The 26611-nt window shown below is 61.3% G+C and carries 21 protein-coding genes; 11 read left to right on the top strand and 10 right to left on the bottom strand.

Annotated elements, in window-relative coordinates:
- Positions 1 to 171: 171 nt before the first annotated feature.
- From betA to yccS, 7 genes are all read left to right on the top strand, one after another.
- The gene (gene betA / locus AB7M25_RS02620) at positions 172 to 1872 is read left to right on the top strand and encodes a choline dehydrogenase (RefSeq protein WP_429388487.1); all 1701 of its coding nucleotides are present in this window, start codon (positions 172 to 174) and stop codon (positions 1870 to 1872) included.
- 245 nt (positions 1873 to 2117) lie between these two features.
- On the top strand, positions 2118 to 3560 hold the full coding sequence (locus AB7M25_RS02615; protein WP_429560384.1) for a TldD/PmbA family protein: 1443 nt from the start codon (positions 2118 to 2120) through the stop codon (positions 3558 to 3560).
- Entirely contained in the window at positions 3560 to 4897 is a 1338-nt protein-coding gene (locus tag AB7M25_RS02610; protein ID WP_429388485.1) for a TldD/PmbA family protein, read from the top strand. The genes AB7M25_RS02615 and AB7M25_RS02610 overlap by 1 nt, the downstream gene beginning before the upstream one ends.
- 122 nt (positions 4898 to 5019) lie before the next feature.
- Positions 5020 to 6462 carry a multidrug transporter subunit MdtD gene (mdtD, locus tag AB7M25_RS02605; RefSeq protein ID WP_429388508.1) on the top strand — a complete coding sequence of 481 codons (1443 nt, stop codon included), beginning with the start codon at positions 5020 to 5022 and terminating at the stop codon, positions 6460 to 6462.
- 105 nt (positions 6463 to 6567) lie between these two features.
- Positions 6568 to 7905 carry an ATP-dependent RNA helicase DbpA gene (dbpA, locus tag AB7M25_RS02600; RefSeq protein WP_238540823.1) on the top strand — a complete coding sequence of 446 codons (1338 nt, stop codon included), beginning with the start codon at positions 6568 to 6570 and terminating at the stop codon, positions 7903 to 7905.
- A 132-nt stretch (positions 7906 to 8037) separates the two neighbouring features.
- Positions 8038 to 9216, top strand: coding sequence for a BaiN/RdsA family NAD(P)/FAD-dependent oxidoreductase (locus AB7M25_RS02595; RefSeq protein WP_218481204.1), 1179 nt, complete (start codon positions 8038 to 8040; stop codon positions 9214 to 9216).
- Between the two features lie 265 nt (positions 9217 to 9481).
- Positions 9482 to 11665 carry a YccS family putative transporter gene (yccS, locus tag AB7M25_RS02590; RefSeq protein ID WP_429517792.1) on the top strand — a complete coding sequence of 728 codons (2184 nt, stop codon included), beginning with the start codon at positions 9482 to 9484 and terminating at the stop codon, positions 11663 to 11665.
- Between the two features lie 155 nt (positions 11666 to 11820).
- Here yccS and AB7M25_RS02585 read toward each other — a convergent pair whose 3' ends face one another.
- Positions 11821 to 12558: a substrate-binding periplasmic protein gene (locus AB7M25_RS02585; RefSeq protein WP_429388481.1), complete on the bottom strand. Its 738-nt coding sequence runs from the start codon at positions 12556 to 12558 to the stop codon at positions 11821 to 11823.
- Between the two features lie 257 nt (positions 12559 to 12815).
- On the opposite strand from AB7M25_RS02585, the gene AB7M25_RS02580 reads away from it, so the two are divergent.
- Complete coding sequence (locus tag AB7M25_RS02580; RefSeq protein WP_102699231.1) at positions 12816 to 13268, top strand: GNAT family N-acetyltransferase; 453 nt, start codon at positions 12816 to 12818, stop codon at positions 13266 to 13268.
- Between the two features lie 95 nt (positions 13269 to 13363).
- Here AB7M25_RS02580 and AB7M25_RS02575 read toward each other — a convergent pair whose 3' ends face one another.
- Genes AB7M25_RS02575 through AB7M25_RS02565 form a run of 3 tightly spaced genes read right to left on the bottom strand, consistent with a single transcriptional unit; the run spans position 13364 to position 16357 of the window.
- Positions 13364 to 13660: a winged helix-turn-helix domain-containing protein gene (locus AB7M25_RS02575; protein ID WP_454236954.1), complete on the bottom strand. Its 297-nt coding sequence runs from the start codon at positions 13658 to 13660 to the stop codon at positions 13364 to 13366.
- A gap of 36 nt (positions 13661 to 13696) precedes the next feature.
- The gene (locus tag AB7M25_RS02570; RefSeq protein ID WP_429388479.1) at positions 13697 to 14188 is read right to left on the bottom strand and encodes a YgjP-like metallopeptidase domain-containing protein; all 492 of its coding nucleotides are present in this window, start codon (positions 14186 to 14188) and stop codon (positions 13697 to 13699) included.
- A 45-nt stretch (positions 14189 to 14233) separates the two neighbouring features.
- Positions 14234 to 16357 (bottom strand): putative bifunctional diguanylate cyclase/phosphodiesterase, encoded by a 2124-nt coding sequence (locus AB7M25_RS02565; protein ID WP_454236953.1) that lies wholly within the window; start codon positions 16355 to 16357, stop codon positions 14234 to 14236.
- A 322-nt stretch (positions 16358 to 16679) separates the two neighbouring features.
- On the opposite strand from AB7M25_RS02565, the gene AB7M25_RS02560 reads away from it, so the two are divergent.
- Positions 16680 to 17348, top strand: coding sequence for a polysaccharide lyase family 7 protein (locus AB7M25_RS02560; protein ID WP_429388473.1), 669 nt, complete (start codon positions 16680 to 16682; stop codon positions 17346 to 17348).
- A gap of 193 nt (positions 17349 to 17541) precedes the next feature.
- On the opposite strand, the gene fba is transcribed toward AB7M25_RS02560, so the two are convergent.
- The 6 genes from fba to tkt form a co-directional block, all read right to left on the bottom strand.
- Positions 17542 to 18606 carry a class II fructose-bisphosphate aldolase gene (gene fba, locus AB7M25_RS02555; protein ID WP_007975467.1) on the bottom strand — a complete coding sequence of 355 codons (1065 nt, stop codon included), beginning with the start codon at positions 18604 to 18606 and terminating at the stop codon, positions 17542 to 17544.
- Between the two features lie 264 nt (positions 18607 to 18870).
- Positions 18871 to 19212 (bottom strand): MliC family protein, encoded by a 342-nt coding sequence (locus tag AB7M25_RS02550; RefSeq protein WP_454236952.1) that lies wholly within the window; start codon positions 19210 to 19212, stop codon positions 18871 to 18873.
- Positions 19213 to 19268: 56 nt separating this feature from the next.
- Positions 19269 to 19490 carry a hypothetical protein gene (locus AB7M25_RS02545; protein ID WP_104450097.1) on the bottom strand — a complete coding sequence of 74 codons (222 nt, stop codon included), beginning with the start codon at positions 19488 to 19490 and terminating at the stop codon, positions 19269 to 19271.
- Between the two features lie 35 nt (positions 19491 to 19525).
- The gene (locus tag AB7M25_RS02540; RefSeq protein WP_454236951.1) at positions 19526 to 20689 is read right to left on the bottom strand and encodes a phosphoglycerate kinase; all 1164 of its coding nucleotides are present in this window, start codon (positions 20687 to 20689) and stop codon (positions 19526 to 19528) included.
- 12 nt (positions 20690 to 20701) lie between these two features.
- Entirely contained in the window at positions 20702 to 21754 is a 1053-nt protein-coding gene (gene epd / locus AB7M25_RS02535) for an erythrose-4-phosphate dehydrogenase (RefSeq protein WP_104450099.1), read from the bottom strand.
- 185 nt (positions 21755 to 21939) lie between these two features.
- Positions 21940 to 23937 carry a transketolase gene (gene tkt, locus AB7M25_RS02530; RefSeq protein ID WP_454236950.1) on the bottom strand — a complete coding sequence of 666 codons (1998 nt, stop codon included), beginning with the start codon at positions 23935 to 23937 and terminating at the stop codon, positions 21940 to 21942.
- Between the two features lie 261 nt (positions 23938 to 24198).
- Between tkt and AB7M25_RS02525 the strand changes: the two genes are divergently transcribed.
- Positions 24199 to 25194 carry an ArsR/SmtB family transcription factor gene (locus tag AB7M25_RS02525; protein WP_102699239.1) on the top strand — a complete coding sequence of 332 codons (996 nt, stop codon included), beginning with the start codon at positions 24199 to 24201 and terminating at the stop codon, positions 25192 to 25194.
- 18 nt (positions 25195 to 25212) lie between these two features.
- A complete protein-coding gene (gene metK, locus AB7M25_RS02520; RefSeq protein ID WP_007975460.1) occupies positions 25213 to 26403 on the top strand; it encodes a methionine adenosyltransferase in 1191 nt (396 codons plus the stop codon).
- Positions 26404 to 26611: the final 208 nt, after the last annotated feature.

The following is a 26611-nucleotide window of genomic DNA, read 5'->3' as shown; positions in this document are numbered from 1 at the left end:
AGTCTTGTATTGCCTGCCAGGCCGTCATCGCTGGCAAGCCAGCTCCTACAGGTTCGGCGTCGTTCGCCAAACCTGCGGTTACCCCGCCCTTGTAGGAGCCGGCTTGCCGGCGATCGAGTGCGCAGCACTCGCCGAGGCCCGACCTGACCACCATCAAAGAGGGTGCATTCAATGTCCCAAGAATTCGACTACATCATCATCGGTGCCGGCTCGGCCGGTAACACCTTGGCGACCCGTCTGACCGAAGACGCCGGCGTCACCGTCCTGCTGCTCGAAGCCGGTGGCCCGGACTACCGTTTCGACTTCCGCACGCAAATGCCGGCCGCCCTGGCGTTCCCGCTGCAAGGCCGTCGCTACAACTGGGCCTACGAAACCGATCCTGAGCCACACATGGACGGTCGTCGCATGGAGTGCGGTCGCGGCAAGGGCCTGGGCGGTTCTTCGCTGATCAACGGCATGTGCTACATCCGCGGCAACGCCATGGACTACGACGGCTGGGCGAAACTGCCAGGCCTGGAAGACTGGTCGTACCTGGACTGCCTGCCGTATTTCCGCAAGGCGGAAACCCGCGACATCGGCCCGAACGACTACCACGGTGGCGATGGCCCGGTCAGCGTGACCACGCCGAAAGCCGGCAACAACCCGCTGTTCCACGCCATGGTTGAAGCTGGCGTGCAAGCCGGCTACCCGCGCACCGAAGACTTGAACGGCTACCAGCAGGAAGGCTTCGGCCCGATGGACCGCACCGTGACGCCGAAAGGTCGTCGTGCCTCCACCGCCCGTGGTTACCTGGACATCGCCAAGAAGCGTTCGACCCTGACCATCGTCACCCACGCCCTGACCGACAAGATCCTGTTCGAAGGCAAGCGTGCGGTCGGCGTGCGTTACCTGGTGGGCGCGGCTGAAGAGCGTGTTGAAGTCAAGGCCCGCAAGGAAGTGCTGCTGTGCTCCGGCGCCATCGCTTCGCCGCAGATCCTGCAACGCTCCGGCGTCGGCCCGGCCGAGCTGCTGAACAAGCTCGACATTCCGGTGGTCCACGACCTGCCGGGCGTTGGTGAAAACCTGCAGGACCACCTTGAGTTGTACCTGCAATACGCTTGCACCCAACCGGTCTCGCTGTACCCGTCGCTGCTCTTGCACAACCAGCCGGCCATTGGTGCCGAGTGGCTGTTCAACGGCACCGGCATCGGCGCCAGCAACCAGTTCGAAGCCGGCGGTTTCATCCGCACCCGTCCGGAATTCGAATGGCCGAACATCCAGTACCACTTCCTGCCGGTGGCGATTAACTACAACGGCAGCAACGGCGTGAAAGAGCACGGCTTCCAGGCGCACATGGGCTCCATGCGTTCGCCAAGCCGTGGGCGCATCCAGCTGAAGTCCAAGGATCCGCGCCAGCACCCGAGCATCCTGTTCAACTACATGGCCACCGAGCAGGACTGGCAAGAGTTCCGCGACGGCATCCGCCTGACCCGTGAAATCATGCAACAGCCGGCGCTGGACGCTTTCCGTGGTCGCGAGATCAGTCCGGGCATCGAGGTGCAAACCGACGAGCAACTGGACAAGTTCATCCGCGAACACGCCGAAACCGCGTTCCACCCGTCCTGCTCGTGCAAGATGGGCACCGACGACATGGCCGTGGTCGATGGCGAAGGCCGCGTGCATGGCATGCAAGGCTTGCGGGTGGTCGATGCCTCGATCATGCCGATCATCACCACCGGTAACCTCAACGCACCCACGATCATGATGGCCGAGAAAATCGCCGACAAGATCCGTGGCCGCAAGCCATTGCCGCGCAGCACAGCCACTTACTATGTGGCCGGTGGAGCGCCGGTGAAGGGCAAGCCGGTGCGGGAAGTGAGCCAGACGGCGTAAGGCGTTACACCGCGTCACGGCCATTCGCGAGCAAGCCCGCTCCCACAAGGTCATGCGTCGATTTTGATATCACGCATATCCTGTGGGAGCGGGCTTGCCCGCGATGGGGCCCGACCAAACAACAACACACCTCTACCGATCCAAACTTGATCCTCCCCCCATGCAGGCCTACTCTAGTGCCGCGCAATCGCTTCATCCCCTCGCCGCACCGCTGCACCGCCACTCCATACCCAGGAGGTTCACGAATGTTCGACTTCTACCCCCAGCTCAAGCAGCGCTTCGCTGCCTTGCGCACGGGTGCTGAATTCTTTTCCCTGCGTTATGTGCGCGAGTCCGGGCAGTACCTGTCGGTGCGCAAGAACGTCGCCGAACCGCCGAGCCTGAGCCGTGACGAAGGGGCGATGCTGACCGTGCGGGTCAATGGCGTCGAGGCCTATGCGGCGACCAACGATCTGTCGCAACAAGGCCTGCAGGCCGCCCTCGAGCGCGCCGAACTCCAGGCCCGTCGACTCAAGCCCCACGCCTTGCTGGACCTGCGTGAACAGGCTGTTTCCAGCGACCGTGCCGATTATTTTTCGCCGAACCTCGACCAGCCCTTCCCGTCCCTGAGCGACTGCTACCAACTGCTCGGCGCCGAGTCCGCCGCCGTGCCCAGGGACGAGCGTCTGGTGAACTGGCAGGTCAGCCTCGGCATCACTCACGTCGAACAGATTTACCTCAACAGCGCCGGTGCCGAACTGCGCCAGGCGCAACGCTTTGTTTACCCCGGCCTGGACGTCACTGCCTACGACGGCAATGACAGCCAGACCCGCAGCCTGGGTCGCGAGAACTTCGGCCAGCAAGGCGCGGCGGACGTCATCAGCCGCTGCGGCCTGATCGGTGCCGGTGCCCAGGTGGCTGATCAGGCGCTGCAACTGCTGCTGGCGCCGAACACACCGCAAGGCAAGCGCGACCTGCTGCTGATGCCCGACCAGATGATGCTGCAAATCCACGAATCCATCGGCCATCCGCTGGAGCTGGACCGCATTCTGGGTGACGAGCGCAATTACGCCGGCACCAGCTTTGTCAAAGCCGAAGATTTCGGCCGACTGCAATACGGCTCCGGTCTGCTCAACGTGACCTTCGACCCGGACATCCCCGAAGAACTCGCCAGCTATGGCCATGACGACGACGGCACGCCCGCCAGCAAACAGTTCCTGATCCGCGAAGGCCTGTTGCTGCGCCCGCTGGGCGGTGCGTTGTCGCAATTCCGGGCCGGCATGGACGGCGTCGCCAACAGCCGCGCCTGCGGCTGGAACCGCCCGCCGATCGATCGCATGGCCAACCTCAACATCGAGCCGGGCGATCAGTCCATCGAGCAGTTGATCGGCGGTATCGAACACGGCGTGCTGATGTCGACCAACCGCTCGTGGTCGATCGACGATGCCCGCAATAAATTCCAGTTCGGCTGCGAATGGGGCCAACTGATCGAAAACGGCGAACTCAAGGGGGTGGTAAAGAATCCCAATTACAGGGGCATCTCCGCGCAGTTCTGGAAAAGCCTCAGCGCCGTCGGCGATGCCAGTACCTTCAAGGTCCTCGGTACACCGAATTGCGGCAAGGGCGAGCCGAACCAGGTGATCCGCGTCGGCCACGCGTCACCGGCCTGCGTGTTCAGCAACGTTGATGTATTCGGAGGAGACGTCTGATGCATCCGTCAATCAGCCAGTCCGCATCGTTCAAGGCGCTGGTCAACAGCCTGCGTGCAGCGCTTCACGAGCCCGAACAGTTCACCCTCAGCTACGCCGCCGAATCTTCGGCCTTCATACGTTTCAACCACGCCAAGGTGCGTCAGGCCGGTCAGGTGCAGCAGGCGAGCATCGGCCTGAAACTGATCAACGAAGGCCGCCATGCCGACCTGCAAATCACGTTGGCCGGCGACCCCCAGGTTGATCTGCAACGCTTGAACGAAGGTCTGCAACAACTGCGCGACACCTTGCCGCTGTTGCCTGCGGACCCGTATCTGCTGCTCAACCACAATGGCTGGCAGAGCAACAACGTGCAGGCCCAACCGCTGCCGGACACCGAACAGGTGGTCGCGCAAATCACCCAGGCCGCCCAAGGCCTGGATCTTGTCGGTTTCTATGCTGCCGGACCGATCAGTCGTGGCTTTGCCAGTTCTTCGGGCGCCTTCGGCTGGCATCAGGCCAACAGTTTCAATTTCGACTTCAGCCTGTTCCACGAGAACGGCCAGGCGGTAAAGGCCAGCTATGCCGGGCAAGACTGGAACAGCGAAGGCTTTGCCAAACGCTTCGAGCAAGCCCGCGAGCAGCTTGAGTTTCTGGGACGCCCGCTACGCACGTTGGCGCCCGGCCAGTACCGTGCTTACCTGGCACCGGCGGCGCTGGAAGAAATCATGGGCATGCTGTGCTGGGGTGGTTTCTCGGCACAGTCGATTGCCAGCAAAAGCAGCCCGCTGCAAAGGCTCTACGGTGGCGACAGCGCGTTCAGCCCGCTGGTCTCGCTGGACGAAAAAGTCAGCGGCTCACTGAGCCCGGCGTTTTCCGATGAAGGTTATCCGCGCAGTGACCTGGGGTTGATCGTCAACGGCAAGGCCGGGGCACAACTGGTCAGCTCGCGCAGCGCCGCGGAGTACGGTTTGACTGCCAACGGCGCCAGCGGCGGTGAATCCCCGAGCGCGCTGAACATGAAAGCGGGGGCATTGCCTGACGCGGACATCCTCAAGCAGTTGGGTACGGGGCTGTACATCAGCAACCTGTGGTACCTGAACTTTTCGGATCAACCGGCCGCACGCCTGACCGGCATGACCCGCTTTGCCACGTTCTGGGTCGAGAACGGCGAGATTCAAGCACCGGTCAACACCATGCGCTTTGATGACAGCGCCTTCAGCCTGCTCGGTTCGCAGCTGGAAGCGTTGACCGCAGAGCGGGAGTTGTTGCTGTCGGCGAGTACGTACAGCCAGCGGGCGACGGCGTCGTCGTTGTTGCCGGGGGCGTTGGTCAGTCGTTTGACGTTAACCCTATAGCAACGCAACACCTGTAGGAGCTGGCTTGCCAGCGATGAGTCCGTCACATCCAACGCAGATGTTGGCTGACAGTCCGCCATCGCCGGCAAGCCAGCTCCTACAGGAACGGAGCAAAGCTCACACTGACAAGAGGTCCCATGCCCAACCGCCCGCCTCTCGACGCTGTCACCGCCCGCTGGGTGCCGTGGGTCGTCGCCATTGCCTTCTTCATGCAGTCCCTCGACGGGACGATCCTCAACACCGCCCTGCCGGCCATGGCCCGCGACCTGGCCGAGGACCCATTGCGCATGCAAGGGGTGATCATCGCCTACATGCTCACGGTCGCCTTGCTGATCCCGGCTTCGGGCTGGATCGCCGACCGTTTTGGCACCAGGAAGATCTTCTTCAGCGCAATCCTGCTGTTCAGCCTCGGCTCGTTGCTCTGCGCATTGTCAAGCAGCCTGAGCCTGCTGATCGGCGCCCGGGTGATCCAGGGGCTGGGCGGGGCGTTGATGCTGCCGGTCGGGCGGCTGGTGGTGCTGCGCGCCTACCCGCGTTCGGAACTGGTGCGGATCATGGGCTTCATCACCATTCCCGGGCTGCTCGGCCCGCTGATCGGCCCGACCATGGGCGGCTGGATGGTGCAGTACCTGACCTGGCACTGGATCTTCCTGATCAACCTGCCGGTGGGGCTGGTGGGATGCTACGCCGTATGGAAATTCATCCCGGACCTGCGCGGCTCGGAACGCACCCGTTTCGACAGCCTGGGCTTCGTGCTGTTCGGCGCGGCGATGATTCTGATCACCATCGCCATGGAAGGCCTGGGCGAATTGCACCTGCCGCACCTGCGGGTGATGTTGCTGCTGTTCGGTGGCATGGCGTGCCTGGCGGCGTACTGGTTGCGCGCAGGGCACATCGAGAACCCGTTGTTTGCGCCGTCGCTGTTCAAGACCCGGACTTTTGCCGTGGGCATTCTCGGCAACCTGTTCGCCCGTCTCGGCAGCGGTGCCCTGCCCTTTCTGGTGCCGTTGCTGCTGCAAGTGGCGCTGGGCTACTCGCCGTCCCAGGCCGGGATGAGCATGCTGCCGCTGGCTGCTGCGGCGATGATCGCCAAGTGGGTGGCCCGGCCGCTGATCGAGCGTCTGGGTTACCGCATCGTGCTGACCGGCAACACCCTGGCACTGGGCATCATGCTGGCGAGCATGGGCCTGGTCAGCGAGCAGACGCCGTATTGGCTGCTGCTGTGCCTGCTGGCGATCCTTGGCGCGATCAACTCCCTGCAGTTCACCGCGATGAACACTGTGACCCTGATCGACCTCGACGACGCCAGCGCCAGCAGCGGCAACAGCCTGCTGTCGGTGGTCGCGCAATTGTCCCTGAGCCTGGGCGTTGCCTGCGCCGGTGCGTTGCTCGGCGGCTTCACGGCGGAGATCGGAAACGACGGCGTCGAGACGGTTTTGGGCGCGTTCCAGCTGACCTTTGTGACCGTTGGAATCATGGCGATGCTAGCGGCGACCATCTTTTCCCAGCTCTCGAAGCAAGACGGACGGCGTGTCAAACGTCCGGAAGAACACATAGAGCCTTAGGGCGAATGGCCACTGGACTGGTACACTGCGCGACATTTTGTTTTGCAGGCCAGTCCCGTGACCACCATCGCCACCGAATTTAATACTTTGCCGCTGTCTGCCGCCATGCTGGCTAACCTCGAATCCCTCGGTTATGCCCAGATGACGCCGATCCAGGCGCAAAGCTTGCCGGTGATCCTCAAAGGGATGGACCTGATCGCCCAGGCCAAGACCGGCAGCGGCAAGACTGCGGCCTTCGGCATCGGCCTGCTGAACCCGATCAATCCGCGTTACTTCGGTTGCCAGGCACTGATCCTGTGCCCGACCCGCGAGCTGGCCGACCAGGTCGCCAAGGAAATCCGTCGCCTGGCCCGTGCCGAAGACAACATCAAGGTCCTGACCCTGTGCGGCGGCGTGTCCCTCGGCCCGCAGATCGCTTCGCTGGAGCACGGCGCGCACATCATCGTCGGCACTCCGGGGCGCATCCAGCAGCACCTGCGCAAGGGCTCGCTGGTCCTTCACGGCCTCAACACCCTGATCCTCGACGAAGCCGACCGCATGCTCGACATGGGTTTCTACGATTCCATCGAAGAAATCATCATGCAGGCCCCGGAGCGTCGCCAGACCCTGCTGTTCTCCGCGACCTACCCGGTGGGCATCAAGCAGCTGGCCTCGAAGTTCATGCGCAATCCGCAGCAAGTGAAGGCCGAAGCGTTCCACGACGACACGCAGATCGAGCAGCGCTTCTACGAGATCTCCCCGGATGACCGCATGAGTGCGGTGACCAAGGTACTTGGCCACTTCCGCCCGGCGTCCTGCGTAGCCTTCTGCTTCACCAAACAGCAGGTTCAGGAAACCGTCGATCACCTGACCGCCAAGGGTATCTCCGCCGTTGGCCTGCACGGTGATCTGGAACAGCGTGACCGCGACCAGGTGCTGGCGATGTTCGCCAACCGCAGTACTTCGGTACTGGTCGCCACCGACGTCGCTGCCCGTGGTCTGGACATCGATTCCCTGGACATGGTGATCAACGTCGAGCTGGCCCGTGATTCGGAAATCCACATCCACCGCGTCGGCCGTACCGGCCGCGCCGGTGAGAAAGGCCTGGCGATCAGCCTGGTGGCGCCGTCCGAGGCGCAGCGTGCACAAGCCATCGAGCAATTGCAGAAAACACCGCTGACCTGGGATCAGGTGGACAACCTCACCTCCAAGGGCGGTGGTCCGCTGTTGCCGCAGATGAGCACCCTGTGCATCGCTGGCGGCCGCAAGGACAAGGTCCGTCCGGGCGACATTCTTGGCGCACTGACCGGTGACGCCGGCATCCCCGGCGCCCAGGTCGGCAAGATCGCGATTTTCGACTTCCAGGCCTATGTGGCCGTGGAGCGCGGCGTCGCCAAGCAGGCCTTGCAGCGCTTGAACGACGGCAAGATCAAGGGCCGTTCGTTGCGCGTGCGTATCCTCTGATCTCCCTGTAGGAGCCGGCTTGCCGGCGATGAACGAAAACGCGGTCTACCTGATGGAACGCGGTGCCTTTATCGCCGGCAAGCCAGCTCCTACAGGTTTTGCGTCGTTTTGAAATTCTTTGAGGACACCGTTTTGCGCTCTACCGAAGTCGTGATCATTGGCGCTGGCGCCGCAGGGTTGATGTGTGCGCTGACCGCCGCCGGGCGCGGGCGCAAGGTGCTGCTGCTCGACCACGCGAATAAGGCCGGCAAGAAAATCCTGATGTCGGGCGGTGGTCGCTGCAATTTCACCAACATGTACACGGAACCAGGCAATTTTCTCTCGCAGAATGCCCATTTCTGCAAATCCGCCCTGGCCCGTTATACCCAGTGGGATTTCATCGGCATGGTGGCCAAGCACGGCGTGCCGTACCACGAGAAAAAACTCGGCCAGTTGTTCTGCGATAACAAATCCAGCGACATCCTCGAAATGCTGCTGAACGAGTGCGACCAGGTCGGCGTCAACCTGCACCTGGACACCTCTATCCAGACCATCGAGAAGCTCGAAAGCGGCTACCTGCTGGACACGACCCTCGACCAGATCACCTGCGAATCCCTGGTGATCGCCACCGGCGGCCTGTCGATCCCGACGCTGGGTGCCACCGGCTTCGGTTACCAGGTGGCCAGGCAATTCGGCCACGAGCTGCTGCCGACCCGCGCCGGTCTGGTGCCATTCACCATCACCGATCAGCTCAAGGTGTTGTGCACCGAGTTGTCCGGTACCTCGGTGGATTGCCTGGTGAGCTGCAACGACCAGAGCTTCCGCGAGAACATCCTGTTTACCCACCGCGGCCTCAGCGGCCCGGCGATTTTGCAGATCTCGTCGTTCTGGGAGTCCGGCGATACCGTCGAGATCAACCTGATGCCGGATCACGACGTGCCGGGCTGGCTGCAACAGCAACAGGCCGAACGCCCCAACAGCGAGCTGAAAACCCTGCTCGGTGAAATCTTCACCAAGAAGATGGCCAACCTGCTGGCGGACAACTGGTTCGTCTCCAAACCGATGAAGCAGTACACCCACGCGGAACTGGCTGACATCGCCGAGAAACTGGCGAGCTGGAAAGTCGTGCCGGCGGGCACCGAAGGTTATCGCACCGCCGAGGTGACCCTGGGCGGCGTCAACACCAATGAAGTGTCGTCCAAGACCATGGAATCGCTGAAAAGCCCGGGCCTGTACTTCATCGGCGAAGTGCTGGATGTCACCGGGCATTTGGGCGGATTCAACTTCCAGTGGGCCTGGGCTTCGGGCTACGCGGCGGCGCAGTACGTCTGACCCCACATTTCGCTAATGCGAAATGCAATCACTGTGGGAGCTGGCTTGCCAGCGATGAGGCCGGTACATCCAACATCTTTGTTGACTGTCAGACCGCTATCGCTGGCAAGCCAGCTCCCACAGGGTTCTTTGCCAATCTCAAAGATTGCGGTCGGCACAGGATCTCAAAGGAACAGATTTTGCTGTCTGATGTGATCGGCGCCATTGCGTCGGCGTCATTAGTGGCTCAATTTAGCGTCATTGCCTCGGAAGGCCTTCGCACTTCATGTCATCGACTTCGTTCCGCCAGTCTCTGCGGCGCCTTTGGGCGCTGGATAAATTCAGCTACAGCGTGCGGGTATTCATTGCCCTGACCGGCACCATGACGCTGTGTTGGTATCAGGACGAAATGGGCCTGCTGATCCCGTTGTTCCTGGGGATTATCGCCAGCGCCCTGGCCGAGACCGACGACAGCTGGCAGGGTCGTCTCAACGCGCTGGCGGTGACGCTGGTGTGTTTCGCTGTCGCGGCCCTGTCCGTCGAACTGCTCTTTCCCTATCCCTCGCTGTTTATCATCGCTTTCGCCCTGGCCGCGTTCTGCCTGACCATGCTCGGTGCTCTCGGCGAGCGCTATGGCGCGATTGCTTCGGCAACCTTGATCCTGTCGGTCTACACCATGATCGGCGTGGACCAGCGTGGCGGCGCGGTGACCGATGTCTGGCACGAACCGGTGCTGCTGGTGGCCGGTGCCGCCTGGTATGGCCTGCTGTCGGTGCTGTGGCAGGCGCTGTTTTCCAATCAGCCGGTGCAGCAGAGCCTGGCGCGGTTGTTCCGCGAACTGGGCTATTACCTGAAGCTGAAATCTTCGCTGTTCGAGCCGGTCCGGCAGATGGACGTGGAAGCGCGGCGCCTGGAACTGGCCCAGCAGAATGGCCGGGTGGTGGCGGCACTGAATGCCGCCAAGGAGATCATCCTGCACCGGGTCGGCAACGGTCGCCCGGGGTCGAAGGTCAGCCGCTACCTGAAACTGTACTTCCTCGCCCAGGACATCCACGAACGCGCCAGCTCCTCGCACTATCCGTACAACGCACTCGCAGAAGCGTTTTTCCACAGTGACGTCATGTTCCGCTGCCAACGCCTGTTGCGTCAGCAAGGTAAAGCCTGCCGTGCCCTGGCCGAATCGATCCAGATGCGTCAACCGTTCACCTATGACGCCAGTTTCACCGAGGCTCTCAGCGATCTGGATGCCTCTCTCGAACACCTGCGCATCCAGAGCAACCCGGCCTGGCGCGGCCTGCTGCGTTCGCTGCGGGCACTGGCGGCCAACCTCGGCACCCTCGACCGCTTGCTCAGCGATGCCAGCAACCCCGACGCCCTGGCCGACGCCACCGACAGCAGCTTGCTCGACCGTTCGCCACGCAACCTCAAGGACGTGTGGGTTCGCCTACGCACGCAGCTGACGCCGACTTCATTGCTGTTCCGTCATGCCCTGCGATTGCCCCTGGCGTTGAGCATCGGCTACGCCATGGTGCATTTGATTCACCCGTCCCAGGGCTACTGGATCATCCTCACGACGCTGTTCGTCTGCCAACCGAACTACGGCGCCACCCGCCGCAAACTCGGTCAACGGATCATTGGCACCGCCATCGGCCTGACGTTGGCCTGGGCGCTGTTCGACCTGTTCCCGAACCCGCTGATCCAGTCGTGCTTCGCCATTGCCGCCGGGGTGGTGTTCTTTACCAACCGCACCACCCGCTACACCCTGGCGACGGCGGCAATCACCCTGATGGTGCTGTTCTGCTTCAACCAGGTGGGTGACGGTTACGGACTGTTCCTGCCACGGCTGTTCGATACCTTGCTCGGCAGCCTGATCGCCGGGCTGGCGGTGTTCCTGTTCCTGCCGGACTGGCAGGGCCGGCGCCTGAACAAAGTGCTGGCCAACACCCTGGCCTGCAACAGCATTTACCTGCGCCAGATCATGCAGCAATACGCAGCGGGCAAAAGCGACGACCTGGCCTACCGCCTGGCCCGCCGCAACGCGCACAACGCCGACGCGGCGCTGTCGACCACGCTGGCCAATATGCTGATGGAGCCGGGGCATTTCCGAAAGGAAGCGGACGTGGGCTTCCGCTTCCTGGTGCTGTCGCACACGCTGCTCAGTTACCTGTCGGGCCTGGGTGCGCACCGGGAAACCCAACTGCCGGCAGACGTGCGTGAACAGTTGATCGAGGGGGCCGGGGTGAAACTGGCTGCCAGCATCGACGAGATCGCCCAGGGGCTGGCGAGCAAGGCTTCGATTGCGATCCAGAGCGATGAAGAAGAAGCACTGGCCAATGAGCTGGAACAGATGCCGGATGAAATCGATGAAGGCCAGCGGCTGGTGCAGACGCAACTGGCGCTGATTTGTCGGCAGCTCGGGCCGTTGCGGACGCTGGCGGCGCATCTCATCAAGGACACCAGTGAGGATTGAGATCCAGGCTGGCTGTACCGGCCCCTTCGCGGGCAAGCCCGCTCCCACAGGGTTATCTGATGGTCACAAGATTTGTGTTCACCCTCGCCCACTGTGGGAGCGGGCTTGCCCGCGAAGAGGCCATCAGCAACAGTACAGAATCCGGGTCAATGCACTTACATCCCGTGCTGTTTAATCAGCTTGTCATAACTCCCGTCTGCCTTCATCGCCGCGATCTCCCGGTCGAATCCGGCAACGATCTGCTCATGCTGCGGGTTCTTCAGGCTGACCAGAATATGCAGGCTGTTCTCGCTCAAAGCCTTGGGCAGGAATTCCACGGCGTTTCGTACCTTGGGTGACTCGCGGGCCAGGTAATAGCGGGCGACGTACTCATCTTCCAGCGTCAGCTTGACCCGGTCGGCAGCGACCATGCGCACGGCCATGGCGAAGCTGTGCACGGGGACTTTCTGCAACGAGTCATCGTTGTCGAACCCGGGCGAATAAGCGTAACCGCGCACGATGGCAATCGGATAAGTGTGCAATTGCTGCAGGTTATTGAACTCGATGGGCGCGTCCTTACGCTTGAGAAAACGAACGCGGTTGAGCAGGTATTCGCCGGAAAACTGGCCGAGTCTTGTACGCTCCTCGGTGTACCAGGCGTTGACCAGCACGTCGTATCGGCCCTCACCCAATCCCATCAAGGCCCGCGCCCAGGGCACTTGTTCAAACTCACTGGCATAGCCGGCCCTGGCGAGCGCGGTACTGACAATGTCCGTGGCCAGGCCACCGTTGACGAGCGTGGCATCGGTAAAGGGTGGCCAGGCATCGGCGACCAACCGCAGTTTTTCTGCCGCCGCTCCCTGAACCAGCAACAGCAATCCAATCAAAGCAAAAGCTCGATGCAATCGCGGCATGCTAGAAAATCCTTAGCGGGCGATTGCCCGACGTGTTTTCAGCCAAAACCCCAAGGCCCCTGATCCGGCAATACCCGGGTACTCAACATTAGCTCATCGAAGCCACAGCACAGCGCTTCGATCCAGATTACACAAAGAAGACATCCACGCGAGAAATGAATGATGGCATTTTGGCCTTTGTCACAGATTCTTCCGCCATAAAGACTTCTGGCGTGAGTGCGCTTAGTATCGGAACGACGTTTTCAGGGAATCAAAACATGACAGTCGATTGGATCTGCAAACACCACAGCGACCTGGGCAAGGAGCAGCTGTACGCCATTTTGCAGTTGCGCGCAGAAGTGTTCGTCGTCGAGCAGAAATGCGTTTACCAGGATATTGATGGCCAGGACCTGGATGGCGACACCTGCCACGTGATGGCCTGGGACGGTAACCGGCTGGTGGCCTACCTGCGGTTGCTGGACCCGCAATCGCAGGGCGGCGACGTGGTGATCGGGCGGGTGATCATTGCCCCGCAGGCACGCGGCGTGGGCCTGGGGCATGAACTGATGGACCAGGCGTTGAAACAGATCGAGAAGTACTGGCCCGGCCTGCCGGTCTACCTTTCGGCCCAGGCGCATTTGCAGGGGTATTACGGGCGCTATGGGTTTGTCGTGGCGGGTGAGGAGTATGTGGAAGATGGCATTCCACACATTGGCATGCGTCGCCCTTAAAGACCCTATCGCTGGCAAGCCAGCTCCTACAAGGACGGTGCAGACCTGTGGGAGCTGGCTTGCCAGCGGTGGCGTCAGCTCAGGTACCGCAAATCTCAGGGATACTCCAGCACCGCCTTGATCTGCCGCAGATTACGTTCGATCCACCCCCGATCAATCGCCCCCCACTCGCGAATCCGATAGCGCCCCGCATGGTTGCGCGCGCCCTCTTCCTGCTCGAATTCACAGACGATATCCAGATCCGCCAACGCCGCGATGGTGTCCTGCGCCGTGCGCCGGGGCATGCCGGTCACTTCGGTGAGCGCCGGGACGCTGCTGGCCAGTCCGATGTCGATCAGGTACGCCACATACAACCGGCGATAGAAGCTGCTCTTGGTCTTGCTCACGTCCATCCACACACTCCTTGTTGCGATTCTCGGCGGCGATAGCTACTGCATATCCCGCCACGTCAGGTACACCCGCACATCGAACTCCACCTGGTGATACCCCGGCAGCATGTGCTCGCACAGTTTGTAGAAAGCCTTGTTGTGGTCCGATTCCTTGAAGTGCGCCAGCTCATGCACCACGATCATTTTCAGGAACTCGCAAGGCGCTTCCTTGAACAGCGAGGCGATGCGGATTTCCTTCTTGGCCTTGAGCTTGCCGCCTTGCACCCGGGAGATCGTGGTGTGCAGGCCAAGGGCACGGTGAGTGAGGTCCAGGCGGTTGTCGAACAGCACCTTGTCGATGGCCGGCGCATTACGCAGGTATTCCTGTTTGAGGTCCAGGGCATAGGTGTACAGCGCCTTGTCGCTCTGCACCCCGTGTTTTTCCGGGTAGCGCTGGCTCAGGTAGTCGCCCAGCCGACCGTCGGCGATCAGCTGGCGCACCTGATCCTGCAAGGTGGCGGGATAGGCCTGGAGATATTTCAACACGGTCATCGGGGCGGCAATACAGGTCACTGAAAGGTCGCCAGTGTAGCGAATTCAGCGGGACAGCGCGCTCCAGTCAAACGGCTGGACAAAGCCCCCGGCGTCCTCGGCCATCATCGGCCGGGCCACCAGGAAGCCTTGCACACATTCGCAGCCGTTGGCCCGCAGCCATTCATACTGCGCGACGGTTTCCACCCCTTCGGCAATCACCAGCACCCCGAACTGTTTGCACAGGTCGATCACACTGCGCACCAGCGCCGCATCCCGTACCGAGTCCGGCAACCGGGCTATCAAATGCCGGTCGAGCTTGAGGGTGTCCAGCTCCAGGTCGCGCAGGTGCGACAGGGAACACGGGCCGACCCCGAAGTCATCCAATGCCACTCGTACGCCCAGATTGCGCAACAGGCGTAACTGCTTGCGGGTTTCCTCGGGGTGATGCATCAAGGCCTCTTCCGTGATCTCGACCTCCAGATGACGCGGCCGCAAGCCATGGCGCTCCAGCACCTGGCGCAGTTCAGTGGCCAGATTGGGCATGCCGAACTGCGTACTGCTCAAGCTGACGCTGAGCACCAGATCCTCGGTAAACAGGGTTTCCCAGGCTTTGCGCTGCCCGGCGCTGCGGTGGTAGATCCAGCTGCCCAGGCGACTGATCAGCCGCGCCTCTTCCAGCAATGGCAAAAACAGCCCCGGCGGCACATCGCCAACGCTCGGATGCTGCCAGCGCAGCAAGGCCTCGAAGCCACGAGTCCGACCGTCCGCAATCGCAACCTGAGGCTGATACACCAGGTTGAAATCCCGGTTCTCGATGGCCGTGCGCACACTTTCTTCCAGCATCAGCCGCGACCGCGCCCGGCCGTTCATTTCGTGATCGTAGAAGCGATATTGCTGACGCCCGGCACGCTTGGCTTCGTACATGGCGATGTCGGCCGCCCGCAGCATCCCGTCGAGATTGGCACCACAATCGGGGAACGTAGCAATGCCGATGCTGGCACCCAGGGCGATATCGAGGCCGTCGACCTGCTGACAGATCGACACGCGCTCGATGAGCTTCTCGGCAATCTTCGCCGCTTGCTCGGGAACCTCCAGATCCAGCAGCGCGGTGAATTCATCGCCGCCCATCCGCGCCAGAATGTCGAAGGGCCGCAAGCACGCCTTCAACTGTTCGGAGACCCAGCGCAGCACCCTATCGCCCGCATCGTGCCCGAGCGAATCATTGACGCGCTTGAAGCCATCGAGGTCCAGATACATCAAGACCCAGGAACTGTCGGAACGCTCACCGCGCAACAGCAGGTTCTCTACGGTCTGGTAGAAACCGCGGCGGTTGAGCAATCCGGTCAGCGGATCGGTGACCGCCTGAAACTCCAGTTGCTGATGCAGATGGCGCACCACCGACATGTCCAGCACGGTCACTACCATTGCATGTTGTTCGGCAGGCAATGGCGCACAGGACAAGGCCACCGGCACCTGCTGGCCGCGCGTCGTACGCAGCAGAGCATCGTGCAGGCGCAAGGTTTCGCCACGTTTGTAGCCCGAGAAAAACTCGGAATCGGCCCAGACCGGGACATGGGGCTTTTGCAGATAGTCCAGAAACTCCCTGCCTTGCAGTTCCTGCACCGGGGCATTGAGCAGACGCGACATCGCCGGATTGGCAAAACCGATCAGACCGTCCTCCCCCAATACCAGAATGCCTTCGGCCGCGTTATCCAGCACCGATGCATTAAAGGCCCGGGCGGATTCCAGATCATGACTCAAGCGCTGCAAGGCCCGGCGGTTGCGCTGGTGTTCGAGCAACGCCTGGACCTTGGGCGTGAAGATCTGCGGGTCGAACGGCTTGAACAGGTAATCCACCGCACCGCTGGCATAGCCCTTGATGACCGCGTCCTGGGACTGTTCATTGGCGGTCAGGAAAATGATCGGCGTGAGGCGGGTCCGCTGACTACCACGCATCAGGCGCGCCACTTCATAACCGTCCATGCCTGGCATCTGCACGTCCAGCAGTACCAGGTCGATATCGTGCTCAAGCAACAAGCCGAGGGCCTCGAATCCCGAGGTGGCAGTAATGACTCGCCAGCCCTGGCGCTGTAACAACGCGCGCATGCTGATCAGGTTTTCAGGGTAATCGTCTACGACTAAAAGGGTTGAGCCGCCTTCTACTGGCGTGGGTTGCGCGCATTCCATGCTGCTTCTCTTATTGCGGGGCGTCAGGCCGGTTTCTCGTGAAAACCGGACAAATACTGTGCCATCACTCTAGACCCGGTTCTGCAAAAGCAGAAGGTGTCAGTGAGCCATCATTCACCATTGTGACTTTTTGCCGACTAACGGTCGATGGTTCAGCACCATAAAAACCGGTAAAGATGGCATTTTGACAGAATGTTGACGCCAGCCACCCGTCAGACAAGCGTTAACAAAAACTCTCGCTACGCTTATAAAGGCCGCCCCAAAAGCGCGGTCTAGAGCATCTGGCACGCCCGTTCAGCATGAATCAAGCGGAAGAACCAACATGATCGATCTCGCAACCTGGAACCTCAGCGTCCCCGTTGGCAGCCCGCCGTACACCGTCGAAACCTCCAAGCTGGTGGATGGCTTCAAGGATCAATACTTCCACTCCGACACCGGCACGTTGTTTTTCTGGACGCCCGTGACCGGCTCTCGTACTGAAAACGCGATTTATCCGCGCACCGAGCTGCGTGAGACTTACAGCAATGGCACGCTGCACAACTGGTATTACCCGGATGCCGACAATTTGTTGCATGCCACGCTGGCAGTGAACCAGGTGCCGAGCTCCGGAAAAATCGTCATTGGCCAGATCCATGCCTATCAAAGCCAGAAACCGCTGGTGAAGCTCGAGTACCAATACAAAACCAGTACGGCCACCGGCAATATCGTCGCCAAGGTCCGGATGCATCCCGATGACGATACAGGCCGGGTGATCATCGTTGCGACAGGGGTGAAACTCGACCAGGAGTTCAACTACCTCATTCACCTCAGCCCCGGTGGCGCCTTGGGCATCAGCGCGGCAGGCTATCAGTGGGATACGCAAATCAGCACAACCTGGCGCGACAAGCCGCTGTACTTCAAGGCCGGGGTCTATGTGCAGGACAACACCGGGTACACCACTGAAGGCGGGAAAGTGACCTTCAGCAAGCTGGATATCGATCACAATCAATGATGTCGGGGCACCGTTGACCCTATGGGAGCGGGCTTGCTCGCGAAGGCGTAATGTCAGGCGACATTAATGTTGAATGACACAGCGCTTTCGCGAGCAAGCCCGCTCCCACACTGACCGCGTCGGCCATGGATCATCGCCCACAAAAAACCCGCCTCGCGGCGGGTTCTTCGTTTGTGCAGCTTAACGCCCGGACTTAGTTGACCTTGGCGTTCAACTCACCTTTCAGGTAACGCTGATACATGCCTTCCAGAGAGATCGGCTTGATCTTCGAAGCGTTGCCCGCAGTACCGAAGGCTTCGTAGCGAGCGATACACACGTCGCGCATGGCGGTGACGGTGGCGCCGAAGAATTTACGTGGGTCGAACTCGCTCGGGTTGGTGGCCATCAGGCGACGCATGGCGCCAGTGGATGCCAGGCGCAGGTCGGTGTCGATGTTGACCTTGCGCACGCCGTGCTTGATGCCTTCGACGATTTCTTCAACCGGTACGCCGTAGGTTTCCTTGATGTCGCCGCCGTACTGGTTGATGATCGCCAGCCACTCTTGCGGAACCGAAGACGAACCGTGCATCACCAGGTGAGTGTTCGGAATGCGCTTGTGGATTTCCTTGATGCGGTCGATCGCCAGCACGTCGCCGGTAGGCGGCTTGGTGAACTTGTAGGCGCCGTGGCTGGTGCCGATGGCGATTGCCAGGGCATCAACCTGAGTGCGTTTTACGAAGTCAGCGGCTTCTTCCGGGTCGGTCAGCATCTGGCTGTGATCCAGAACGCCTTCGGCGCCGATGCCGTCTTCTTCACCGGCCATGCCGGTTTCCAGCGAACCCAGGCAACCCAGCTCGCCTTCTACCGAAACGCCGCAGGCGTGAGCCATGGCCACGGTCTGTTGGGTGACGCGCACGTTGTAGTCGTAGTCAGTCGGGGTCTTGCCGTCTTCGCCCAGGGAGCCGTCCATCATCACCGAGCTGAAGCCCAGCTGGATGGAACGCTGGCAGACGTCAGGGCTGGTGCCGTGGTCCTGGTGCATGCACACCGGGATGTGCGGGAATTCTTCGATTGCCGCCAGGATCAGGTGACGCAGGAACGGTGCACCGGCGTATTTGCGAGCACCGGCCGAAGCCTGGACGATCACCGGGGAGTCAGTCTTGTCAGCGGCTTCCATGATGGCGCGCATCTGCTCAAGGTTGTTGACGTTGAAGGCTGGAACGCCGTAGCCGAACTCGGCTGCGTGGTCCAGCATCTGGCGCATGCTGATAAGTGCCATTGTGTGTGTCTCTCCCGGTTGAGGGTCGTTAATCGTGCCAGCCTGCCGTAGCGGGGGCGGCTATTCAAGTTATTGCAGATCGGGGGTTGAGCCCGGGCTGCGAATTCGGGTGATGCCAATATCTCAACAACTGCACAGAACCCTTGTGGGAGCGGGCTTGCTCGCGAATGCGGCTCAACATTCAACATCTATGCAAGCTGATCCACCGCTTTCGCGAGCAAGCCCGCTCCCACATTTGGATCTCTGTACGTCAAATCAATTGTGTTACCCAGCCTTACAGCCACGGCCAATCAAATCATTCGTGGCGACCCAGTAAACCAGGCCTTCCTCACCTTTTATGTGAAACGCCAGCATGTCATTGCTGTACAGCGAACCCGATGCACCCGGTTCCTGCTTCAAGCGGTAGACCTGATCGGCACCGCCCAGGCGCACGTCAACTTCCTTGCGGCTGTCGTCGGTGTAGCGCCACAGCACTTTGGCCTGGCTGTCGCAAGTCCAGGTGGTCCAGTTATCCACAGGTGCGGACGACTGGAACGGGTTCAACTGATTCAGCTGAGCACAACCGGCCAACAACGCCAGCGCCGTAACGGCGATAAAACCTTTCATCCGTGTCCCTCGACTGGCGGCGCACGCTGCCAGCCCTGAGTAATGAGTCAGACCCATCAAGGGCAGCCATGTTCCTTGGCGGGCGTCCGGGTCTCGTATTTGTCCAGGCCTTCCGGCCCGGAACGCTTGTTGAGCACCGGGTTGGTTTCGGCCTGCCAGTCAGCCTGGTAGCAGCCCTTGTCCGACTCGGACGGCGCCGGTTCCGCAGTGGCCTTCGGGTTACTCCCGCACGCCACCAGCGAACCTGCGATGATCAACAGCGCTAACGTCTTGACCATGTCAACACTCCCTTGCCTGGTCAAACGGGCGACCCTCAGGCCTTGGCCCGGCTTTCCAGGACTTCAACGGCTGGCAACACCTTGCCTTCGACGAATTCGAGGAACGCGCCGCCACCGGTAGAAATGTAGGAGATCTGCTCGGCCACGCCATATTTGTCGATGGCGGCCAGGGTGTCGCCACCGCCGGCAATGGAGAACGCCGCGCTGTCTGCGATGGCCTGGGCCAGCACTTTGGTGCCATTGCCGAACTGGTCGAATTCGAACACGCCGACCGGACCATTCCACAGGATGGTCTTGGACGATTTCAGCAGTTCGGCGAAGTTCGCGGCGGTCTGCGGGCCGATGTCCAGGATCATGTCGTCGGCAGCGACGTCAGCGATCAGCTTGACGGTCGCAGCGGCGCTTTCAGCGAATTCCTTGGCAACCACCACGTCCACTGGCAGCGGCACGCTGACTTTGGCGGCGATGGCGCGAGCGGTGTCGAGCAGGTCCGGCTCGTACAGCGACTTGCCGACCGGGTGACCGGCAGCGGCCAGGAAGGTGTTGGCAATGCCGCCGCCGACGATCAACTGATCGCAGATCTGGCTCAGGCTGTTCAGTACGTCGAGTTTGGTCGACACCTTGGAGCCGGCGACGATGGCCGCCATCGGCTGGGCCGGGGCGCCCAGGGCTTTGCCCAGTGCGTCCAGTTCAGCAGCCAGCAGCGGGCCGGCAGCGGCGACTTTGGCGAACTTGGCCACGCCGTGGGTCGAACCCTCGGCACGGTGAGCGGTGCCGAAGGCGTCCATCACGAACACGTCGCACAGGGCGGCGTACTGCTGGGCCAGTTCGTCGGCGTTCTTTTTCTCGCCTTTGTTGAAGCGCACGTTTTCGAACAGCACGATGTCGCCGGCCTTGACGTCAACACCGCCCAGGTAATCAGACACCAGCGGCACTTCACGGCCCAAGGCGCGGCTCAGGTAGTCGGCAACCGGCTTGAGGCTGTTCTCGGCCGAGAACTCGCCTTCGGTCGGACGGCCAAGGTGCGAGCAGACCATCACGGCCGCGCCTTTTTCCAGGGCCAGCTTGATGGTCGGCAGCGAGGCCAGGATACGCGCATCGCTGCTGACAACACCGTCCTTGACTGGGACGTTGAGGTCTTCGCGGATCAATACGCGCTTACCTTGCAGATCGAGGTCGGACATCTTCAACACGGTCATGGGTCGCACTTCCTACGGTTTTTTTGAAGTTGCTGTTTGCAGATAGTGTTCTGCAACGTCCAGCATTCGGTTGGCAAAACCCCATTCGTTGTCGAACCAGGCCAGGATGTTCACCAGCCGAGGGCCGGAAACGCGGGTCTGACTGGCATCGACGATCGCCGAATGTGGGTCATGGTTGAAATCACAGCTTGCGTGGGGTAACTCGGTGTAAGCCAGCAGGCCTTTGAGCGGGCCGCTGGTGGCGGCTTCGCGCAGGATCCGGTTGACCTCGGTGGCGTCGGTCGTGGTGGCGGTCTGCATCGTGATATCGAGGCAGGACACGTTGACCGTCGGCACCCGCACGGCTTTGGCCTGAATTCGTCCGGCAAGTTCCGGCAACAGGCGTTCGATACCGCGCGCCAGACCGGTGGACACCGGAATCACCGACTGGAACGCCGAACGGGTGCGGCGCAGGTCTTCGTGGTGATAGGCATCGATGACCGGCTGATCGTTCATCGCCGAGTGAATGGTGGTGATCGACACGTAATCCAGGCCAATGGCCTGATTCAGCAGGCGCAACAGCGGCACGCCGCAGTTGGTGGTGCAGGACGCGTTGGACACCAGCAGCTCATCGCCGGTCAGGCAATCCTGGTTCACGCCGTAGACGATGGTGGCGTCGACATCGGTCTCGCTGGCCATCGGCTGGGAAAACAGCACGCGCGGGGCGCCGGCGTCGAGGAAACGCTGGCCGTCTTCGCGAGTGTGGTAAGCGCCGGAGCACTCCAGCACCAGATCGATGCCCAGGGATGCCCAATCGATGCCTTCGGGGGTGGCACTGCGCAGGACCTTCACGCAGTCACCATTAATATGCAGACAATCGCCGTCGACCTTCACTTCGCCGGGGAACCGGCCATGGGTGGAGTCGAAGCGTGTCAGGTATTCGATGCTGGCCATGTCCGCCAGATCGTTGATCGCGACAATCTCGAACCCGGCTTTCTCGCCTCGCTCGAACAACGCACGCAAGACGCAACGACCAATCCGGCCGTAGCCGTTGAGTGCAACTTTGTAGGGACGCGGTTGAGGCATGGGGTTCTCGATAGACGCAGTCAGACGAAATCTCGTTAACAACACATCCTTGTAGGAGCGAGCTTGCTCGCGATGGACTTCAGGACAACGCGTTCATCCAGACAGCCAGCGTTATCGTTAACGACCATCGCGAGCAAGCTCGCTCCTACAGGGGATCGCGGTGGCCAGGGCCACCGCGTCGTGTTTTAGTCTTCCAGCAGTTCTTCAGCCTGACCCAGGATGTTTTCCAGGGTGAAGCCGAACTCTTCGAACAGGGCCGACGCAGGCGCCGACTCGCCGTAGGTGGTCATGCCGATCACGCGACCTTCCAGGCCCACGTACTTGTACCAGTAGTCCGCGTGAGCGGCCTCGATGGCGATACGGGCGCTGACCTGCAACGGCAGGACCGATTGCTTGTAGCCGGCGTCCTGGGCATCGAACACGCTGGTGCACGGCATGGAAACCACGCGAACCTTGCGGCCCTGCTCGGTCAGTTTGTCGAAGGCTTGAACAGCCAGGCCGACTTCCGAACCGGTAGCGATCAGGATCAGCTCAGGCTCGCCTGCGCAGTCCTTCAGCACGTAACCACCGCGGCTGATGTCGGCGATCTGGCCGGCATCACGGGTTTGGTGCTGCAGGTTCTGACGGGAGAAAATCAGGGCCGAAGGACCGTCCTTGCGCTCCAGTGCGTACTTCCAGCTCACTGCCGATTCAACGGCATCCGCCGGACGCCAGGTATCGAGGTTCGGGGTGCAGCGCAGGCTGGCCAGTTGCTCGATTGGCTGGTGAGTCGGGCCGTCTTCGCCCAGACCGATGGAGTCGTGGGTGTAGACGTGGATCACGCGCTGCTTCATCAGGGCCGACATGCGCACAGCGTTGCGCGCGTACTCCATGAACATCAGGAAGGTCGCGCCGTAAGGCACCAGGCCGCCGTGCAGGGCAACGCCGTTCATGATCGCGGTCATGCCGAACTCGCGCACGCCGTAGTACATGTAGTTGCCGCTGGCGTCTTCAGCGGTAACGCCTTTGCAACCTTTCCACAGGGTCAGGTTGGAACCGGCCAAGTCAGCCGAACCGCCGAGGAACTCGGGCAGCAGCGGGCCAAATGCGTTCAGCGCATTCTGGCTGGCTTTACGGCTGGCGATGGTTTCGCCCTTGGCGGCCACTTCAGCGATGTAGGCCGCGGCTTTTTCGCTGAAGTCGGCTGGCAGGTCACCGCTCAGGCGACGAATCAGTTCGTTGGCTTCAGTCGGGAACGCAGCGGAGTAGGCAGCGAAACGCTGGTCCCACTCGGCTTCGGCGGCGGCGCCGGTTTCCTTGGCGTCCCACTCGGCATAGATGTCCGCCGGGATTTCGAACGGGCCGTGGTTCCACTTCAGTGTAGCGCGGGTCAGGGCGATTTCCGCGTCACCCAGCGGGGCGCCGTGGCAGTCTTCCTTGCCTTGCTTGTTCGGCGAACCGAAGCCGATGGTGGTCTTGCAGCAGATCAGGGTTGGCTGCGAGCTTTTGCGCGCAGTGTCGATCGCCGTCTTGATCTCTTCCGGATCGTGACCGTCGACGTTACGGATCACTTGCCAGTTGTAGGATTCGAAACGCTTCGGCGTGTCGTCGGTGAACCAGCCTTCGACTTCACCATCGATGGAGATGCCGTTGTCATCGTAGAAGGCGATCAGCTTGCCCAGGCCCAGGGTACCGGCCAGGGAAGCGACTTCGTGGGAAATGCCTTCCATCATGCAGCCATCACCCAGGAACACATAGGTGTGGTGGTCGACGATGTTGTGGCCAGGACGGTTGAACTGCGCCGCCATGACTTTTTCAGCCAGGGCAAAACCCACGGCGTTGGCCAGGCCCTGGCCCAGTGGACCAGTGGTGGTTTCCACGCCCGGGGTGTAGCCGAGTTCCGGGTGGCCCGGGGTGCGGCTGTGCAGTTGACGGAACTGCTTGAGGTCATCGATCGACAGGTCGTAGCCGGTCAGGTGCAGCAGCGAGTAGATCAGCATCGAGCCGTGGCCGTTGGACAGCACGAAGCGGTCACGGTCGGCGAACGATGGATTGCTCGGGTTGTGCTTGAGGTAGTCGCGCCAAAGTACCTCGGCGATATCCGCCATACCCATTGGGGCACCGGGATGGCCGCTGTTGGCTTTTTGCACGGCATCCATGCTGAGGGCACGAATGGCGTTGGCACGCTCACGACGGCTAGGCATCGCTGTTCTCCTGGGGACTTGAATAAAACGAAACGGAAAAAAGGCGAGCATTTTCCCTCACCGGGCCGCCTCGGGGCAATGACAGATAGTCATCTGAAGGCGTTTTTCCAATGGATAACGACGTATTCGCCTGATGAAACCTTTCCGCTGTTCGTTTGTTGACTGAAGCTAACGTTCGGAAGTGCCATCTATCGAGCAATATCAAAACTTTTTGATATTGCTCTTGCGATGCCTTCGACCCGTGACTAGACTGCCGGCCTTATGAATTTACGCGTGCCCTCCATTCAACATGACGATTGCGATGAGCTGGCGGCCTTGTGCAAGGCTGGCGGCGATCCCCTGCGGTTGAATGTTTTGCGCGCACTGGCCAACGATTCGTTTGGCGTGCTGGAGCTGGCGCAGATCTTCGGCATCGGCCAGTCAGGCATGAGCCACCACCTCAAGGTACTGGCCCAGGCCGGCCTGGTGGCAACGCGCCGCGAAGGCAATGCGATTTTTTACCGTCGCGCCCTGCCCCACACCGAACTGCTGGGGGGCAAATTGCACGCAGCCCTGCTCGAAGAAGTGGACAACCTGACGCTGCCAGCCGATGTGCAGGCGCGCATCGCCCAGGTCCACGGGCAACGAGCAGCCGCCAGCCAGGACTTTTTCTCACGGGTAGCGGAGAAGTTTCGCGCCCAGCAAGACTTGATCGCCGGCCTGCCGCAGTACCGCGAAAGCGTGGTGGCCCTGCTCGACAAGTTGAGCCTGGGCAAAGACGCCACGGCCATTGAAGTCGGCCCCGGCGATGGCGCATTCCTGCCGGAACTGGCGCGCCGCTTCTCGCAAGTCACGGCACTGGACAACAGCACCGCGATGCTCGAGCTGGCGCGCCAGGTCTGCGAACGCGACAAGCTGACTAACGTTAGCCTGCAATTGGCCGATGCATTGAACGGCGTCAGCCTCAAGGCCGATTGCGTGGTACTGAACATGGTACTGCATCATTTTGCCGCGCCGGCCGATGCGCTCAAGCACATGGCCCACTTGCTGCAACCAGGCGGTAGCCTGTTGGTGACAGAGTTATGTAGCCACAACCAGAGTTGGGCCAAGGAGGCCTGCGGTGATCTCTGGCTGGGGTTTGAACAGGACGATCTGGCCCGTTGGGCCACCGCTGCGGGACTCGTTCCCGGGGAAAGCCTCTATGTAGGCTTACGTAATGGTTTCCAGATCCAGGTCCGCCACTTTCAGCGGCCGGCTGGCGACACTCACCATCGGTAATTTCAGGAAAACATCGAGATGAGCGAATACTCCCTTTTCACCTCCGAGTCCGTGTCTGAAGGGCATCCGGACAAAATCGCCGACCAGATTTCTGATGCGGTGCTGGACGCCATCATTGCTGAAGACAAGTTCGCCCGTGTGGCGTGCGAGACTCTGGTGAAAACGGGCGTGGCCATCATCGCCGGCGAAGTCACCACTTCGGCCTGGGTTGACCTGGAGCAGATCGTTCGTGACGTGATCACCGACATCGGCTACACCAGCTCCGACGTCGGCTTCGACGGCGCCACCTGCGGCGTGATGAACATCATCGGCAAGCAGTCCCCTGACATCAACCAGGGCGTCGACCGTGCCAAGCCTGAAGATCAGGGTGCCGGCGACCAGGGCCTGATGTTCGGCTACGCCAGCAACGAAACCGACGTGCTGATGCCAGCGCCGATCACCTTCTCGCACCAGCTCGTGCAAAGGCAAGCCGAAGCCCGCAAATCCGGCCTGCTGCCTTGGCTGCGTCCGGATGCCAAGTCGCAAGTGACCTGCCGCTACGAAAACGGCAAGGTTGTCGGTATCGACGCGGTCGTCCTGTCGACCCAGCACAACCCGGAAGTGTCGTACAACGACCTGCGCGAAGGCGTGATGGAGTTGATCGTCAAGCACGTGCTGCCTGCCGAACTGCTGAGCAAGGACACCCAGTTCCACATCAACCCGACCGGCCAGTTCATCATTGGCGGCCCGGTGGGTGACTGCGGCCTGACCGGTCGCAAGATCATCGTCGACAGCTACGGCGGCATGGCCCGTCACGGCGGTGGCGCATTCTCCGGCAAAGATCCATCGAAGGTTGACCGTTCGGCGGCCTACGCCGGTCGTTACGTGGCCAAGAACATCGTTGCCGCCGGCCTGGCCGAGCGTTGCGAGATCCAGGTTTCCTACGCGATCGGCGTTGCCCAACCCACTTCGATCTCGTTGAACACCTTCGGCACCGGCAAGATCAGCGACGACAAGATCGTCAAACTGGTTCGTGAAGTGTTCGACCTGCGTCCATACGCGATCACCACCATGCTCGACCTGCTGCACCCGATGTACCAGGAAACCGCTGCGTACGGCCACTTCGGTCGCACCCCGGCAACCAAGACCGTGGGTGACGACACCTTCACCACGTTCACCTGGGAAAAAACCGACCGCGCCGACGCCCTGCGTTCTGCTGCCGGCCTGTAAGACTTCCCCGCAATACCCGAAGCCCCGCACGGTTCGCGCCTTGCGGGGCTTTTTATTGGGGATTCGCTTTACACCGCGTCGCAGCCTTCGCGGGCAAGCCCGCACAGTGGACGGTGTGGGAGCGGGCTTGCCCGCGAAGAGGCCCGCCCAGCCACCAGAAACACTCGGCAAAAACCCCACCCGCTGCACCGACAGATACTGACCTAGC

It is taken from the genome of Pseudomonas sp. AP3_22 TE3818 (assembly GCF_053628995.1).
This window is presented reverse-complemented; position numbering and strand designations above follow the sequence as displayed.